The 15,476-nt window shown below is 54.1% G+C and carries 14 protein-coding genes; 7 read left to right on the top strand and 7 right to left on the bottom strand.

The genetic code is table 11. The annotated features are described in order from the left end of the window. Nucleotides 1–23 precede the first annotated feature (23 nt). The 5 genes from rsxG to rsxA are packed head-to-tail and all read right to left on the bottom strand — an operon-like array spanning nucleotide 24 to nucleotide 4,500. Entirely contained in the window at nucleotides 24–767 is a 744-nt protein-coding gene (gene rsxG, locus MKFW12EY_RS07295) for an electron transport complex subunit RsxG (protein ID WP_054758472.1), read from the bottom strand. Nucleotides 768–775: 8 nt separating this feature from the next. Next, entirely contained in the window at nucleotides 776–1,837 is a 1,062-nt protein-coding gene (locus MKFW12EY_RS07290) for an RnfABCDGE type electron transport complex subunit D (protein ID WP_221054267.1), read from the bottom strand. Continuing rightward, on the bottom strand, nucleotides 1,834–3,363 hold the full coding sequence (rsxC, locus tag MKFW12EY_RS07285; protein WP_221054266.1) for an electron transport complex subunit RsxC: 1,530 nt from the start codon (nucleotides 3,361–3,363) through the stop codon (nucleotides 1,834–1,836). Before rsxC ends, MKFW12EY_RS07290 begins: the two co-directional genes overlap by 4 nt. An 11-nt stretch (nucleotides 3,364–3,374) precedes the next feature. After that, nucleotides 3,375–3,908 carry an electron transport complex subunit RsxB gene (rsxB, locus tag MKFW12EY_RS07280; RefSeq protein ID WP_064024766.1) on the bottom strand — a complete coding sequence of 178 codons (534 nt, stop codon included), beginning with the start codon at nucleotides 3,906–3,908 and terminating at the stop codon, nucleotides 3,375–3,377. A 10-nt stretch (nucleotides 3,909–3,918) separates the two neighbouring features. Next, on the bottom strand, nucleotides 3,919–4,500 hold the full coding sequence (rsxA, locus tag MKFW12EY_RS07275; RefSeq protein WP_054763015.1) for an electron transport complex subunit RsxA: 582 nt from the start codon (nucleotides 4,498–4,500) through the stop codon (nucleotides 3,919–3,921). Nucleotides 4,501–4,768: 268 nt separating this feature from the next. Between rsxA and nifL the strand changes: the two genes are divergently transcribed. Together nifL and nifA are read left to right on the top strand one after the other, a co-directional pair. After that, complete coding sequence (gene nifL, locus MKFW12EY_RS07270; protein ID WP_082409904.1) at nucleotides 4,769–6,400, top strand: nitrogen fixation negative regulator NifL; 1,632 nt, start codon at nucleotides 4,769–4,771, stop codon at nucleotides 6,398–6,400. Then, entirely contained in the window at nucleotides 6,393–7,919 is a 1,527-nt protein-coding gene (gene nifA, locus MKFW12EY_RS07265) for a nif-specific transcriptional activator NifA (protein ID WP_064022232.1), read from the top strand. The genes nifL and nifA overlap by 8 nt, the downstream gene beginning before the upstream one ends. Nucleotides 7,920–7,964: 45 nt before the next feature. Here nifA and fchA read toward each other — a convergent pair whose 3' ends face one another. Further along, a complete protein-coding gene (gene fchA / locus MKFW12EY_RS07260; RefSeq protein ID WP_221054265.1) occupies nucleotides 7,965–8,594 on the bottom strand; it encodes a methenyltetrahydrofolate cyclohydrolase in 630 nt (209 codons plus the stop codon). Nucleotides 8,595–8,602: 8 nt separating this feature from the next. Beyond that, nucleotides 8,603–9,976, bottom strand: a complete 1,374-nt coding sequence (gene cysS / locus MKFW12EY_RS07255; RefSeq protein ID WP_054763013.1) for a cysteine--tRNA ligase — start codon at nucleotides 9,974–9,976, stop codon at nucleotides 8,603–8,605. 112 nt (nucleotides 9,977–10,088) lie between these two features. Here cysS and MKFW12EY_RS07250 point away from each other — a divergent pair, with 112 nt between their 5' ends. From MKFW12EY_RS07250 to MKFW12EY_RS07230, 5 genes are all read left to right on the top strand, one after another. Then, nucleotides 10,089–10,670, top strand: a complete 582-nt coding sequence (locus tag MKFW12EY_RS07250; protein ID WP_064030446.1) for a peptidylprolyl isomerase — start codon at nucleotides 10,089–10,091, stop codon at nucleotides 10,668–10,670. A gap of 39 nt (nucleotides 10,671–10,709) precedes the next feature. After that, nucleotides 10,710–11,459 (top strand): UDP-2,3-diacylglucosamine diphosphatase, encoded by a 750-nt coding sequence (locus tag MKFW12EY_RS07245; RefSeq protein ID WP_221054264.1) that lies wholly within the window; start codon nucleotides 10,710–10,712, stop codon nucleotides 11,457–11,459. A gap of 248 nt (nucleotides 11,460–11,707) precedes the next feature. Further along, nucleotides 11,708–12,487, top strand: coding sequence for a S1 family peptidase (locus MKFW12EY_RS07240; RefSeq protein ID WP_221054263.1), 780 nt, complete (start codon nucleotides 11,708–11,710; stop codon nucleotides 12,485–12,487). 30 nt (nucleotides 12,488–12,517) lie between these two features. Then, nucleotides 12,518–13,906 carry a TIGR03013 family XrtA/PEP-CTERM system glycosyltransferase gene (locus MKFW12EY_RS07235; RefSeq protein WP_221054262.1) on the top strand — a complete coding sequence of 463 codons (1,389 nt, stop codon included), beginning with the start codon at nucleotides 12,518–12,520 and terminating at the stop codon, nucleotides 13,904–13,906. Nucleotides 13,907–14,604: 698 nt separating this feature from the next. Continuing rightward, nucleotides 14,605–15,474 (top strand): ThiF family adenylyltransferase, encoded by an 870-nt coding sequence (locus tag MKFW12EY_RS07230; protein ID WP_221054261.1) that lies wholly within the window; start codon nucleotides 14,605–14,607, stop codon nucleotides 15,472–15,474. The last annotated feature ends 2 nt before the right edge of the window (nucleotides 15,475–15,476 follow it).

The raw sequence follows: 15,476 nt of genomic DNA, 5'->3' as shown, positions 1-15,476 counted from the left end.
TTGCAGACAGGAACCATTGCAAGCTAATCGGCACCCAGCAAGGCCACCCGGTGCAACTTATAAAAGTCCAGACCGCGCTTGATCGCCTGCACCACTTTGCGCGGCGTGATCGTCGCGCCGCTGAATTGGTCGAACACGCCGCCGTCTTTTTTCACAGCCCATTGCTCGACGCTCAAGTTATCCAGCGACTTGCCGTTGAACCCCAGCACCCATTTCGATTTGGTCACTTCGATCTTGTCGCCCAGGCCCGGCGTTTCGACGTGAGAGATGACGCGCACGCCGAGGATTTCGCCGTCGCGGTCGACGCCCATGACCAAACTGATAGGCCCGGCATAACCGTCCGGCGCAACGAATTTAAAACTGACGGCATTGACGATTCCGGCCTTTTTCGCCAAATACACTTCGATTTGCTCGCTTCCCAAATTGTTGTCCTTGGCATCCAGCAGCACGCTATCCTGCAGCAGATCGTTGTCGTGCAGTTCCGCCGGAACCACCTGCGCCAGATTGGCTTGCAGATCCTCGCGCAGCCGCAACTCGATCACGCCGCGGGTGGCCAAGTCGGCCACACCCAACAATATCGCAGCCAACAACGCAAATCCGGCCAACACGCCAGCCTGAAATTTTACTTGCGGCCGCAATTGCTGCAGATTCTCGGGTTGCAGCCACTGCGCCAGCTGCAGGCGAAACCTAGCCCAGCGCAGCAACGCCAACTCCAGTAATTCGCCGGCTTTCGGCTTGGCTTGCGGTTTAACGGGTTCGGAACTCATGGCCGGCCTCAGGGGTTGGAAATGTCTAGCGGCTTGCCGTTACGGTAACGGCCGTAGATGCGCGGACGGATGTAATGGTCGATCAGCGGCGTCACCGCATTCATCAGCAAGATCGCAAAGCCGGTGCCTTCCGGATAGCCGCCCCAGGTGCGGATCACGTAAATCAACAGGCCGCAGCCGGCACCGAAAATAATTTGCCCTTGCGGCGTATTCGGCGATGTGACGTAATCGGTGGCAATAAAGAAGGCCACCAGCATCACCGCGCCGGAATTCAAATGCACCCATGGTCCCAGATAGTGCGTGGCGTCCAGCAAGTGAAACAGGCTCGACAGCAAGAAAATGGTCAGCAACAGCGATACCGGAATATGCCATTTGATGACACCCTGGCGTATCAACCAGATACCGCCGGCCAGGATTAGCAGCGAAGAGGTCTCGCCCAGGCTGCCGCGCTCCCAGCCTAAAAAAGCCAGAAAACCGGAGTAATCCAGCAAACTGCCGGGCAGCATACGGCCTTGGGAAAATTCGGTTTTGACGTAACCCAAGGTGGTGGCGCCGGTCACCGCGTCGGCATTTTGCAAGCCGCCGAAGGTGATGGCCAGACTATCGATCACGCCGGGTCCGGTAAACAGCGGCGACACGTTGGCCCAAGTCGTCATCTCGATCGGAAACGAAATCAGCAAAGCCACCCGCGCCAACATGGCCGGATTGAACAGGTTCTGCCCCAACCCGCCGTAAACATGCTTGCCCAACACAATCGCGATCGCCGCGCCGACCACGCCTATCCACCACGGCGCCCACGGCGGCAACGTCATCGCCACCAGCAAACCGGTGACGATGGCCGAGCCGTCGCGCACAAACGGCATTGCCGCGACGCCTTTCAATTTCAAACTGAGTGCTTCGAACAATACTGCCGCCGCAACTGTGGTTGCCAGCAAGTACAAGGCCGGCCAACCGAACAAAAATAGGCCGCAGGCGATAGCCGGCGCCATGGCCTTAATCACCAGCCACATGATCTGATCCACGCGGCGGCTGGCCGCAGTATGCGGCCCGCTGATCGGTTTGCTGCTCATGCGGTCTCCTCGGCGGCAACGCTCTGCGTAGTTTTATCGGTGCCGTCGGCTTTGGCCTGCTGCTGGGCGGCCAGCCGCGCGGCGCGGGCCTCGGCGGCGCGCTGGGCTTCGGCTTCTGCTTCCAGGCGCATGCGTTCCATCCGGTTATTGCGGTCTTCGATCAGGCGTTTGGTTTGCTCGGCTTTATGTTCGGCTTGTTGGCGCTTGACCAGTTCGCCGGACGCGAATTTGAAGTAATGCACCAACGGGATGTTCGACGGGCAGACGTAGGAACAACTGCCGCAACTGATGCAATCCTTCAGGCCCAAATCCACCGCGGCATCGAGTTGGTTGACCTTGATCCGGCTGGCCATTTCCAACGGCAACAGCCCGACCGGACAGGCCGTCACGCAACTCGAGCAGCGAATACAGGGCTGCACTTCCGGTTCTTCGATATCGGCGTGAGACAGCGCCAATATGCCGTTGCAGGCTTTTACTACCGGCACTTCGGCGATAGGCAACGCGTCGCCCATCATCGGCCCGCCCATCACCAGCCGCGCCAGTTTGGCTTTGTCCAGCCCGCAGTAGACCAATACTTCCGACATCAAGGTGCCGATCGGCACTTCGACGTTCTGCGGCTTGGCCAACGCCGCACCGGACACCGTCACCACCCGGCTGATCAAAGGCTGACCCAGGCAGACGGCGTTATAGACCGCATAAGCAGTGGCGACGTTATGCACCACAACGCCGATGTCGGTGGCCCTGCCGTCGGCCGGAATCTCCTGGCCGGTCAGATAACGCAGCATTTGCCGATCCCAACCCATCGGATAGCGGGTCGGTACCTGCGAAACGACGATATTGGAAAACGCCCGGCTGGCCTCACGCATCGCCGCAAAAGCTTCCGGCTTGTTGTCTTCGATGCCGACTAACGCTTTCGGCGCATCCATGCCGCGCAACATCAAGCGGATGCCGGCGACGATCTCCGCCGCCCGCTCCTGCATCAAACGGTCGTCGCAGGTCAGGTAGGGCTCGCATTCGCCGGCGTTGATCAGCAAGGTATGTATCTTGTTCTTCCGCCCCAGATTCAGCTTCACCGCCGACGGAAACACCGCGCCGCCCAGTCCGACCACGCCGGCCGCGCCGACCCGCAGGCAGATTTCTTCCGGATCGAGTTGAAACGGGTCGTCCGCAACATTCAATTCGGCCCATTGCTCCAGACCGTCGCTTTCCAATACCACGGTGCGGATCGGCAAGGCCGACGGATGCGGCGCCGGAAAATCCTTGACGTCGACGATAGTACCGGAGGTTGGCGCATGCACCGGCGCCGAAATCGTGCCCTGGCTATAGGCCAGCAACTGGCCTTTCAACACCTTTTCGCCGACCATGACCAACGGCTCGGCCGGCTTGCCGACGTGCTGTTGCACCGGGATATACAGTTTCTTCGGTAACGGAAAATCGGTCGCAATCGGCAGTGCCGAGGTCTCGGTTTTGTGTTCTTCGGCGTGAATGCCGCCGCGCAGGCGGGGATTTTCGAACAATGCGAACATGGGCATCTCCGTCAGGCCGCCAGCGGCTTAGGCCAGCGCCAATTGCGCAGGGTTACCTCTATCGGATGCATCTGCAAGCATTCGGTGGGGCAGACTTCGACGCATTTTTTACAACCGATACAAGCATCGGCGACGACGGCATGGATTTGTTTGGGCGCGCCGACGATTGCATCGGTCGGGCAGACTTTGAAGCAGCGGGTGCAGCCGGTGCAGGTTTCCTCGCTGACCCGAGCCACCATCGGTTCCTGATCCTGGGTCTGGCTCAAATCGACTTCCACGCCCAATAATTTGGCTAACTGTTCCACCAACGAGGTGCCGCCCGGCGGGCATAACGTCAGCGGCGCGCTACCGGAGACGACCGCTTCGGCAGCCGGGCGGCAGCCGGGAAAACCGCATTGGCCGCATTGCGATCCGGGCATCAGCGCCTCCACCTTTTCGATCAGCGGATCGGCCTCGACTTTCAAATACTTCCCGGCAATCCCCAGCGCCAGCCCCAGTAATAACCCCAGCGCAGTCAACACAACGATGGCGGACAATACGTACATAATGCGCCTCTTATTTAGTATAAAGACCCGCAAACCCCATGAATGCCAGCGACAGAACGCCGGCAGTGATAAAAGCGATAGGCGTCCCCGAAAAAAGCGCCGGTACTGCCATGAGCGCCAAGCGTTCACGCAGACCGGCGAAGAGCACCATCACCAGGGTAAAACCCATTGCCGAACCAAAGCCGAACAGCAGGCTTTGCACGAAATCGTATTTCTCTTGGATGTTCAACAAGGCCACACCCAATACCGCGCAATTGGTCGTAATCAGCGGTAAGAAAATCCCCAGCACCTGGTACATGACCGGACTGGTTTTATGAATCACCATTTCGGTGAATTGCACCACGGCTGCGATCACCAAAATAAATCCCAGCACCCGCAAAAAACCGATATCGAACGGTATTAACAGCCGGTGCTCTAACACCCAACTGGCGGCGGACGCCAGCGTTAACACGAAAGTCGTCGCCAAGCCCATGCCCAAGGCCGTGTCGAGTTTGTTGGAAACGCCCATGAACGGGCACAACCCAAGAAACTTGACCAGCACGACGTTGTTGACCAATGCCGTACCCAATATCAAAAGTAAGTATTCGCTCATCGCTTCGAACCTGGTGTTTTGTTTACTCTGCAGCATCATTTGTGCCAACGCTGCAAACGCCCGCCAGCTCACCGTTTTAGTGCAAAACCGCCAAAAACGGCTCCGAAAAACTCTGTGCCAAAAAACACAGAGGCGAAACAACCGGGTTTAAAATTGTCGCAAACCGCACAAATCGTCGGGATTTAGTCGGCGGCGCCGGGCAAATTCTTATTTGGCGCTCAAATTGCATACATTTTGTGTATTCATAAAACAGCCGAGACCCGTGCGCATGAGCAAATCGACTCCAGACTTTCTGCAAAGCCAGATCGGTAGCGAAACCGCCGAGCTGCTGACGGCCGGAAACGGTCCGGCGCCGGCGGCCGCTAACAAGCCGAGCAAAACGCTACCGTTTTCGTTGTTCGTCAAAGCCGTCGAGCAGGCGCCGGTGGCGATTTCGATTACCGACAAGAAAGCCAATATTCTTTATATCAATGACGCGTTTACCGAAGTAACCGGCTATAACGCAGCGGAAATTCTCGGCAAGAACGAATCGCAGCTATCCGACAAGTCCACGCCCCGGCAAATCTATTACGACTTGTGGCATACCATTTCCCGCAAACAGGTCTGGCACGGCCAGTTGGTCAACCGGCAAAAACTGGGCCAGCGTTATTTGGCCGATTTGACGATTGCGCCGATGTTGGACGAAAGAGGCGCGATCAGCCATTACATCGGCATGCACCGCGACGTCACTCAGGCCCACTATGCCGAGCAACAGGTCAATAACCAGAAACAATTGATCGAATCGGTGCTGAACGCGTCGCCGGTGGCGATGGCGGTACTGGATAGCGACAAACGGGTGGTGCTGGACAACCAAATGTACAAAATGCTGATCAGCGAACTGGACAAGGACGAACCGGCACTGTTTTTTTTGGAGGCTTTGGAACAGGAAATGGGCGATTTGTGGGGCAGCAACGTCAACCGCCAACACGGTTTCGCCAACCGGGAAATCCGCATCGAAGGCAGCGGCCTGCGCGGAGCCCGCTGGTTCTCCTGCTCCGGCAACTGGTTCATCGAAAACGACGTCTGCGCCGACAGTTTTTTCGCCCGCCAGTCCAAAGATTACTTACTGTTGACAATCAACGACATCACGACGCTCAGGCGGCAGCAGGAAAAACTGCAGGTGCAGTCGCTCAGAACCATACTGGCCGAAGAAGAACATATCCGCAGTATTCGCGAGACCTTGTTGGGAGCGATGCACCAAATCCGCCAACCCTTGAATCAGATCAATGCGGCGATCCAAATCATGGGCCAACGCAACGACGCCAGCAACCGCCCGCTACGCGATTTGCTCGGACAAGTGCAGAAGATGGGCGAAGAAACCCTGGAAACGCTGCAGCGCTGCGTGCCGGAAATTCCGGAAGCGGCCGTGGTGCCGGTCAATCTGAATCAACTGTTGCACGAAGTCATGCTGCTGCATAGCAATAAATTCCTAGCCAACGGCGTCGTGGTCGATTGGCTGCCGAATCCGGTATTGCCTAGCGTATTGGGCTCGGAGAACAAACTGCGGATGCTGTTCAAACAACTGATCGATAACGCAGTCGATGCGATGAACCGCGCCGGCAGCCGCGAGCGGCTGATCAAAATCACGACCGCGGCCGACCGCGACTGGGTCAACGTCAGTATCGCCGACAGCGGACCGGGGATTCCGGCTCACCAGCGCAGCAAGGTGTTCGAACCGTTCTTCACCACCTCGCAGAATCTGAAGGGTGCGCAGGCCGGCATGGGCTTGGTGATGGTCAAGGAAATCGTCAACCAGCATAGCGGCATGATCGAGATCGACCCGGATTACCAACACGGCTGCAGTTTCAAACTCAGTTTTCCCTGTCAAAAAAATTCGGCCATGGTGAGCATCCATGAGTGAACGATTATTACTGGTCGAGTCGGAGCTGGACACGCTCTACATGGTCAGCCAGTTGCTGAACAGCACCCACGAGTTACGCAGCAAACTGAAAGGCATTCTGGAGATTTTGCATAAACGCAGCGGCCTGCGCTTCGGCATGATCACCCTACGCGACATCGAAGACGACAGCATGGGCATCTGCGAGATTTACGGCGAAGGCATCGACCGCTCGGTACGTTACCAGCCCGGCGAAGGCCTGGTCGGGGCGATTCTCGACGAAGGCAGCACGATTGTGGTCGAACGCATCGCCGACGAGCCTCGTTTTTTGAGCCGCCTGGGCGTTTACGACCCCGACCTACCGTTCATCGGCTCGCCGCTGGCGGTGGAACAAGGCGAAGTAGTCGGCATCTTGGCGGCGCAACCCTGCGACGCCAGCTTTCTGGGGGAACGCGCCCGTTTCATGGAAATGGTCGCCAATCTGATCGCGCACAGCGTCAACATGCTGCGGGTCATGGAGCGCAAGCAAAACGAACTGGTAAACGAACGCGATTATTTGAAGCAAACCCTGGTCAAAAACTATCGCTTCGAAAACATCATCGGCCACTCCGAACCGATGCTAAAAGTGTTCGACATCATTCGCCAGGTAGCGAAATGGCACACCACGGTGTTGATCCGCGGCGAATCCGGCACCGGTAAGGAAGTCGTCGCCAGCTCGATCCATTTCAATTCGGCTTGCGCCAACGGCCCGTTTTTGAAACTGAACTGCGCGGCGCTGCCGGATACCTTGCTGGAATCGGAATTGTTCGGCCACGAAAAAGGCGCGTTTAGCGGCGCGATCGGCCAGCGCAAGGGCCGGTTCGAATTGGCCGACGGCGGTACGCTGTTTCTGGACGAAATCGGCGAAATCTCGGCATCGTTCCAAGCCAAGTTGCTGCGGGTGCTGCAGGAAGGCGAATTCGAACGGGTCGGCGGTGTGCGCACGCTGAAAGTCAACGTCCGCATCATCGCTGCGACCAACCGCAATCTGGAGCAGGAAGTGGCCGACGGCAATTTCCGCGAGGATTTGTATTATCGGCTCAACGTCATGCCGATCAATATGCCGCCGTTGCGGGAGCGAATTGAAGATATTCCGGAACTGTCGGCCTTTTTATTGAACCGGATTTCCAAACAACAGGGCGGCCGACCGCTGGAAATTAAGGAAAGCGCAATCCGCATCCTGATGAAACACGACTGGCCGGGCAACGTGCGCGAACTGGAAAACCGGCTGGAACGCGCCGCGATCATGAGCGCCGACGGCATCATCGACCGCGACGTGATCGCCAGCACCGGCCTGGAAAACGAAATCGGCATCAGTCGCACGCCGCAATCGATCAAGCATATCGACCTGCACGACGAGAGCATGGACGAGCGGGAACGGGTCATCGCCGCGCTGGAACAAAGCGGCTGGGTGCAAGCCAAGGCCGCCCGCCTGTTGGACATGACGCCGCGGCAAATCGCTTACCGGATCCAAACTTTGAACATTAACGTTAAACAGATTTAGAACATCTTGGCTTAACGTCCGGGCATTCGACTTCCGGACCGCAGCTTAAAGTTTGTCTTTGACGATTTGGTAAATTTTTGCTGTCGCTTGCTCGCCGACCGACAGCAAGCCGGCGAGCTCGGCCAATTGCGCTTCGGCAAAAACTCGGTCTTTCAAGCCGCCCGCATTGATTTGCACGTTCAATGCCGCACTCTTCAGCCCGGCGTAGGCGGCCATCACCGCTACGCCCGCATCGCTGATCACGCCGAGATTGCCTTTTTCGGCGGCAATGCGGCTCAGCTCGATGGCCTGCGCACAAGCTTTAGCGCAAGCCAACGGCACCAATGTCGCTTCTTTCAGCACCGTTTGGATTTGCTCGCTACGGTAGGCCTTTTCCTGCTCGCTGGTTTTCGGTAGTCCGTAACACGCCATCAACTTATCGAATACGTCGACATCGGCTTTGACCATCCCGAGCAGCGTTTGCCGCAACACTTCGGCTTCGCCGAGCAAATCTCTCAATTCCAATTCCACAGCGGCATATTTGGGTTTACCTATCGTCAGATTGCACACCATGCTAACCAAAGCCGCTGCTTGCGCCCCCATCACCGCCGCCGCGCTACCGCCGCCCGGCGTGGCTTGCTTGCTAGCCAACTCGTCGAGAAATATTTCTATGGATTTGTCTTTAATTTCGCTCATGTGTTTCCTCAAGCTTCCCGGCGCCAAGTGGTTTTGCCGCCGGCTATGTCTTCCAACAATATGCCCTGAGATTTCAATTGGTCGCGAATAGCATCGGCCTGCGCCCAGTTTTTTTCGGCTTTTGCGGCTTTGCGAGCTTCGATCAGGCGTTCAATCTCCGCAGCGTCCAAACCGCCCTGCCCGGCCCCACCCTTCAGGAATTGTTCCGGATCGTCTTGTAACAGACCCAAGATCGCCGCCAACCGCTTTAAAGTAGCTGCCAATAGGGTTTTGTCCTCGGCTTTGTTCAATTCCCGCGCCAAGTCGAACAACACCGCCAGTGCGACCGGGGTATTGAAGTCGTCGTCCATCGCCTGCTCAAAACGTTGTTTGAAATCGGCGTCGACATCGATATCGACCACATCGATACCTCTGAGCGCGGTATACAACCTGGTCAATGCCGTACCGGCTTCGTCCAGATGCTCGTCGGAATAATTCAACGGACTGCGGTAATGGCTGGACAAAATAAAAAAACGGACCACTTCCGGACGATACTGTTTCAACACTTCGCGCACCGTGAAAAAATTGCCCAACGATTTGGACATTTTCTCCTCGTTGACCCTGACGAAACCGTTGTGCATCCAGTAGTTGACAAAGATTTCCCCGGTGGCGCCCTCGGATTGGGCGATTTCGTTTTCATGATGTGGAAATTGCAGATCCATGCCGCCGCCGTGAATGTCGAAATGGTTGCCCAGGCAGCAGGTCGACATCGCCGAGCATTCGATATGCCAGCCGGGGCGACCGGCGCCCCAGGGCGAATCCCATGCCGGTTCGCCGGGCTTAGCCCTTTTCCACAGCACGAAATCCAGCGGATCGCGTTTGGCATTGTCGATATCGACACGCTCGCCGGCGTTCAGATCTTCGATGTTTTTCCCGGATAACTTGCCGTATCCGGCAAACTTAGCGACGGCATAAAACACGTCGCCGTTCGCGCCGATGTAAGCGTAATCCTTTGCGATCAGCGCTTCGATCATGCCGATGATGTCAGAAATCGACTGCGTCGCCCTGGGCTCGCGGTCGGGCGGCAATACCGCCAGCGCCCGTTCGTCTTCGTGCATCGCATCGATGAAGCGCGCGGTGAGTTCGGTGAACTCCTCGCCGTTCTGGTTGGCGCGCTGAATAATTTTGTCGTCGATATCGGTGATATTGCGGACGTAGATCAATTGGTAACCGGAATGCCGCAGGTAACGCGCCACGGTATCGAACACAACCATGACCCTGGCGTGGCCGATATGGCAATAATCGTAAACGGTCATTCCGCAAACGTACATGCCGACTTTGCCAGGCTGTTTCGGCACGAATTCTTGTTTGCTACGGGTTAGAGTATTGTAGATTTTTAACATGTACGGAGGCGTAAAGGCGGCAAAACACCGGGCAATCTACCAAGATTCGAACTTCTCTTTCAAGATAAAAACACATAGAATTCAAGGCTTGCAGCTAATTTTGGGAGCGGTCATGCGCGCAACTCTGGTTTACTTGATGCTGTTTTCAATCTCAACTCTTTCATTTGCAACAGAAAATAAAATGTCCAACACACATACCAAAGTCAAATTAACCACTTCTCTCGGCACTATTGCCATCCAGTTGGAGGACGAAAAAGCCCCGGCATCCGCCGCTAACTTTGTTGCCTACGTTAAACAAGGTTTTTACGACGGCACGATTTTCCATCGGGTGATTCCTGGTTTCATGGCCCAAGGCGGCGGTTTCGACACTTCGTTTAACCAGAAAACAACCAATTCCCCGATCAAAAACGAGGCCGACAACGGCTTGAAAAACAAGCGCGGCACGCTGGCAATGGCGCGCACCAGCGATCCGCATTCCGCCACCGCGCAATTTTTCATCAATTACAAAGACAACTCCTTCCTGGACCACACCAGCCCGACACCGAGCGGTTGGGGCTATGCCGTGTTCGGCGAAGTCGTCGAAGGTATGGACGTGGTCGACGCGATGGCTAAACAGGCGACCGGCAATCGCGGCATGCACCAAGATGTACCTAAGACCGATATCGTGATCGAGAAAGCCGAAATTGTCGAATAAGGAACTCGCCGCTCCGTCTGGGTCGGTGCGGCATTCTTCGTGAAAGATATACTGTTCATATCCGACCTGCATCTGGCGCTGGAAAAACCTGAAATTCTCCGGCGCTTTTTTCATTTTCTGCGGCAGCGGGCCAGCAAAGCGCAAGCCTTATATATATTGGGCGACTTATTCGACGCCTGGATAGGCGACGACGATAACACCCGGCCCGCCCGAGACATCAAACGCGAGCTAAAACAGCTTACTGCTTCCGGCGTCAAAGTCTTTATCCAGCAAGGCAACCGGGATTTTCTATTAGGCAATGCCTTTTGCACCGACACCGGTGTTTCGCTGCTGGGGGATTTCGCCGTGATCGAGCTGGACGGCCAACGGGTGTTATTGACCCACGGCGATTTATTGTGCAGTGACGACATAGCTTATCAGGCATTCCGAATCAAATCGCGTAGCCGAGAATGGCAGGACGCAGTATTGCGCAAACCGGTTTGGCTAAGGCTTATAGCCGCCCGCTGGTACCGTTTGCGCAGTTACTTTCACAAACGTGAGAAATCCTACGACATCATGGATGTCAACCAGGACACCGTCATCGCCGCCATGCGCGAATATGACTGCCGGATACTGGTTCACGGCCATACGCATCGGCCGGGCTTCCACGAATTTATGTTGGACGGTTTGCCGGCTAAACGTTACGTGCTGGCGGATTGGCGCCCGGAATCGGCGGGGTTGTTGTGCTGGAAAAACGGCAGTTTTATTGAAGAAAACATCGAAGCAAAAAATCCGGCAGCTCGTCGTTAATCGTTGCATGGAAAGCGATTCCCGCATTTAGCGTCGAACCACCGGAAACGGATTACTATCTCCGCTTGCATAGACCGGTAAATTGGCGACAAGTTCAACCGCCAGCCGCGAACGAACAGTTTAACCGTCTGGCAGCAAGGCCTTGGCCGCAAGCTAAAACGAATACAGTCCAAGCGCAATGCCAATCCCAGTAAGTTGCGCTACACTCTAGTGAAAACATGTCCCGCGGGGCTAAGTATCCATTGACCATGAAAAACTGCATACCGTATTTCCCGATCCCTTTGCTGGCATTCTTACTAATTCCCAACGGCGGCTACGCAAGCGAATTTAACCTACCGGAAATATTGGGTCGGATAAAACCCGGTATCGTGGCGATCGGCACCTATATGCCCAGCCGTAACCCGCGTGGCGTGTTTCTTGGGACCGGTTTTGCAGTGGGCGATGGCAAAAAAGTAATCACGAATGCCCATGTCACCGCCAAAAAGCTGGACGACGGTCATTTGGAACGCTTCGCGGTGTTTTACCGGGAAGATCAAAAAGAACAAATGCAAATCGCCGAGCTTCGCGCGACCGACGAGGACCACGATCTGGCGTTGCTTAGCGTAGAGGGCCGATCACTGCCGGCACTGGAAATCGGCGATTCGCAGCGTGTCCGCGAGGGCGAACAATATGCCTTCACCGGCTATCCGATCGGCATGATCTTGGGCCTTTACCCGGTGACGCACCGCAGCATTATCGCCGCAATATCCCCGAATGCCATCCCGGCCATTGCCAGCAACCAATTGAATGTCAATATGTTAAAGCGCTTGCAAACCCCCTTCGACGTGTTTCAATTGGACGCGACTGCCTATCCGGGCAATAGCGGAAGCCCGCTATATGACATAAAGTCGGGTAAGGTCGTCGGCATCATTAACAAAGTGTTCGTCCAGGGCAGCAAAGAAAACGCGATTTCCAATCCCAGCGGCATTACTTACGCAATTCCTTCCGAACACATCAAGACACTGTTGAACCAAAACGCGGCCCAATAACATTTCCCTGAAAGCGCGAAAGCTCGAACCATGATCAGAATATTTCGGCATTACATATCGACTGCATACCTATGGCTGCTGTTCGCTGAAGCTTTGGTGTTCTACTCGGCGATGTACATCGGCGCTGCGGTTCGTTTTCTTTACACCGCCTCGTGGTATTCGCAATCCGAATTAGCTTCTGCGGCAATCGTGTTTGCGATGGTAATGACAGGAAGTTGTTCCGCATTAGGCCTTTACCGCAAAACGCTGGATAAGGAGGAATACAACATACTGCAACGGATTAGCGTCAGCTTTGCCGTCGCCGTTTTTATCCTGGCTTTTACTTACTACATCATCCCGGAACTGATGCTGGCCCGCAGCGTATTGATTTCGGCGATCTTATTTTCGTTTGCCGGCTTGCTGCTCACCCGCTATCTGTTCTACCGCTTTGTAAACCTGGAAAACCTAAAACGCAGAGTGCTGGTCATCGGCTGCGGGGAACGGGCCGGCGAGTTAAGCGTCGTGAATTCCAGTTACGTTTACAAAGGCTTCGAAATCGTCGGTTACATAACGCTAGAGGACGAGCCGGTCGCCGTGCCGCACGCCATCGCGCTAAACGACAAAATCAGACTAAGCGACATCGTTGAAGCGGCGAATGTCGACGAAATCGTCATCGCAGTCGACGACAGGCGCAAAAAGCTGCCCGTAGAAGAACTGTTGGACATCAAAATGTCGGGGGTGCAAATAATGGACTTGCAAACTTTCTACGAACGGGAACAACGCTTGGTGTTTCTTGCCGCCCTTAGCCCAAGTTGGCTGATGTTTTCCGACGGTTTTGTCAATAACGGTATGCGCCCCATCGTCAAACGCAGTTTTGATATTATTGCCAGCCTGTTATTGCTCGCCGTTAGCTGGTGGCTAATGCTGCTGACCGCACTGGCCATCTATATCGAAAGCGGTTTCGGCGCGCCGGTGTTTTACCGGCAAAAGCGCGTCGGTTACCGCGACTCCCCGTTCGACGTCATCAAGTTCCGCAGCATGCGTGTGGATGCCGAGAAAAACGGCGCGCAATGGGCCAGCCAAAGCGACGACCGCGTCACCAAAGTCGGCAAGTTCATCAGAAAATACCGAATCGACGAGTTACCGCAACTGTTGAATGTGCTGAAAGGCGATATGAGCTTCGTCGGCCCACGCCCGGAAAGGCCAGAATTTGTAAAAGGTTTCGAAGAAACCATCCCATATTACAAGGAACGGCACCGGGTAAAGCCCGGCATCACCGGCTGGGCCCAGCTTTGTTATCCCTACGGCGCCAGCGAATTCGACACTCGGCAAAAGCTGCAATATGATCTGTACTACGTGAAGAACTACAGTCTTTTTCTGGATTTGACGATAATGTTGAGTACGGTTGAAGTGATTTTGTGGGGAAAGGGGGCCAGATAGCCCCTCAAAAAACCAACTGATCGCGACTTACATGGATCAGTCAACGGATTTTTATTTACTTTCGATAACTCCGTGATCTTGTAGATACAAAAGTTATATCGTCGCCTAACAAATCATTGCTTAAGGGGCCTCTGATTAATTCGCTATCGCGTATTTCGATCTCAATCAAATCAATGAGTTGCGATTCTGTTTTTCTTGAAAAACTGAATTAATCAGAGGCTCCTTAAATACAATACTGGACTTTTAGAATTCAATATCATAATGCGTTAAATTTTAAAAAATTGATATTAAATGTGTTTTAATTTTATAAAAAGTGACATTTCTTACTTAAAGAACAGCAAAAATATAATTTTGGATATTTGAAGTAGGATGACAGCTATGGTGCTAAGCAACAAACAAAGATATCCAGGTTCTCTGAACCGACGGGCATGCGTATTGATGTCGATGAGCCAAGCGGAGTTTGTCAGATTTCTTCTCAACTAGAATTTGGCCTGAGATTACTGCGTAACAATAGTCGTAGCAAACGATCTGGTAGATCAAAATGCTAAGTTGCCCCCCATGACGACGCATATCAATATCTATACCTTGCAAGCCAAATCCAGAGAGACTATTAGAATAATAAAATAGCAATAAAAAATCCGACTGACAGCTTAGCAAGCTACTTAGCACAACCGCTGACCTCGATCAGGAGCGCAGGAATGACAGCATTCAATTTCGAACAGGCTTTTTCCCGTAATATCGGCTGGATCACAACAGATGAACAGGCAAAACTTCGCAGCAAAAAAATTGCTATTGCCGGACTGGGCGGCGTTGGAGGAAGTCATTTGTTAACGCTGACCCGGCTAGGGATTGGCGAATTCCACATTGCGGATTTCGACAAATTTGAACTTGCCAATTTCAACCGTCAGGCAGGCGCCACTATCTCACACTTGGATCAGCCAAAGACAGACATAATGGCAGCGATGGCACTCGATATTAATCCTGAACTACACATCCAGAAATTTCCGGATGGAGTGACCTCCAGCAATCTTGCCGATTTCTTTAGTGGAGTAGATTTATATGTCGATTCGCTCGATTTTTTTGCTTTTGAGGCCAGAGAAATGGTGTTTGCCTACTGTGCCGAACATAAAATTCCTGCTGTTACTGCAGCGCCGCTTGGGATGGGGGTCGCGCTGCTTAACTTTATGCCTGGTAAAATGACGTTTGAGCAATATTTTAAACTTAACGGAAAGTCCTCGACCGATAAAATACTTCATTTCTTATTAGGATTGTCCCCGGCTATGTTGCAAAGGGGCTACTTGATGGACCAGAGCGCGGTAGACTTGTTAAACCATCGAGGCCCATCTACACCAATGGCATGTGAATTATGCGCAGGCGTTGTGGCAACTCAAGCCTTGAAAATATTATTGGGTCGAGGAAAAATTCTGGCGGCCCCCAAAGGGCTTCATTTCGACGCTTACTGCAACAGGTTAGTCACTACTTGGCGTCCAGGAGGAAATGGCAATCCCATTCAGAGATTGGGTATCATGATAGCTAAGCAAAAATTTATTAAGATGAATCGAGAATAATA

The sequence above is a fragment of the Methylomonas koyamae genome (assembly GCF_019669905.1).
Lineage (GTDB): Bacteria > Pseudomonadota > Gammaproteobacteria > Methylococcales > Methylomonadaceae > Methylomonas > Methylomonas koyamae.
The sequence above is the reverse complement of the archived record's forward strand: the minus strand, read 5'-3'. Positions and strand labels throughout refer to the sequence as shown.

Excerpts from the sequence above, each read along its gene's own strand:
- nifA (WP_064022232.1), top strand. The coding sequence starts at position 6,393 with ATGAGTGAACGATTATTACTGGTCGAGTCGGAGCTGGACACGCTCTAC.
- fchA (WP_221054265.1), bottom strand. The coding sequence starts at position 8,594 with ATGAGCGAAATTAAAGACAAATCCATAGAAATATTTCTCGACGAGTTG.
- MKFW12EY_RS07235 (WP_221054262.1), top strand. The coding sequence starts at position 12,518 with ATGATCAGAATATTTCGGCATTACATATCGACTGCATACCTATGGCTG.
- MKFW12EY_RS07250 (WP_064030446.1), top strand. The coding sequence starts at position 10,089 with ATGCGCGCAACTCTGGTTTACTTGATGCTGTTTTCAATCTCAACTCTT.
- nifL (WP_082409904.1), top strand. The coding sequence starts at position 4,769 with ATGAGCAAATCGACTCCAGACTTTCTGCAAAGCCAGATCGGTAGCGAA.
- rsxB (WP_064024766.1), bottom strand. The coding sequence starts at position 3,908 with ATGTACGTATTGTCCGCCATCGTTGTGTTGACTGCGCTGGGGTTATTA.
- rsxG (WP_054758472.1), bottom strand. The coding sequence starts at position 767 with ATGAGTTCCGAACCCGTTAAACCGCAAGCCAAGCCGAAAGCCGGCGAA.
- cysS (WP_054763013.1), bottom strand. The coding sequence starts at position 9,976 with ATGTTAAAAATCTACAATACTCTAACCCGTAGCAAACAAGAATTCGTG.
- MKFW12EY_RS07230 (WP_221054261.1), top strand. The coding sequence starts at position 14,605 with ATGACAGCATTCAATTTCGAACAGGCTTTTTCCCGTAATATCGGCTGG.
- MKFW12EY_RS07240 (WP_221054263.1), top strand. The coding sequence starts at position 11,708 with ATGAAAAACTGCATACCGTATTTCCCGATCCCTTTGCTGGCATTCTTA.
- MKFW12EY_RS07290 (WP_221054267.1), bottom strand. The coding sequence starts at position 1,837 with ATGAGCAGCAAACCGATCAGCGGGCCGCATACTGCGGCCAGCCGCCGC.
- rsxA (WP_054763015.1), bottom strand. The coding sequence starts at position 4,500 with ATGAGCGAATACTTACTTTTGATATTGGGTACGGCATTGGTCAACAAC.
- rsxC (WP_221054266.1), bottom strand. The coding sequence starts at position 3,363 with ATGTTCGCATTGTTCGAAAATCCCCGCCTGCGCGGCGGCATTCACGCC.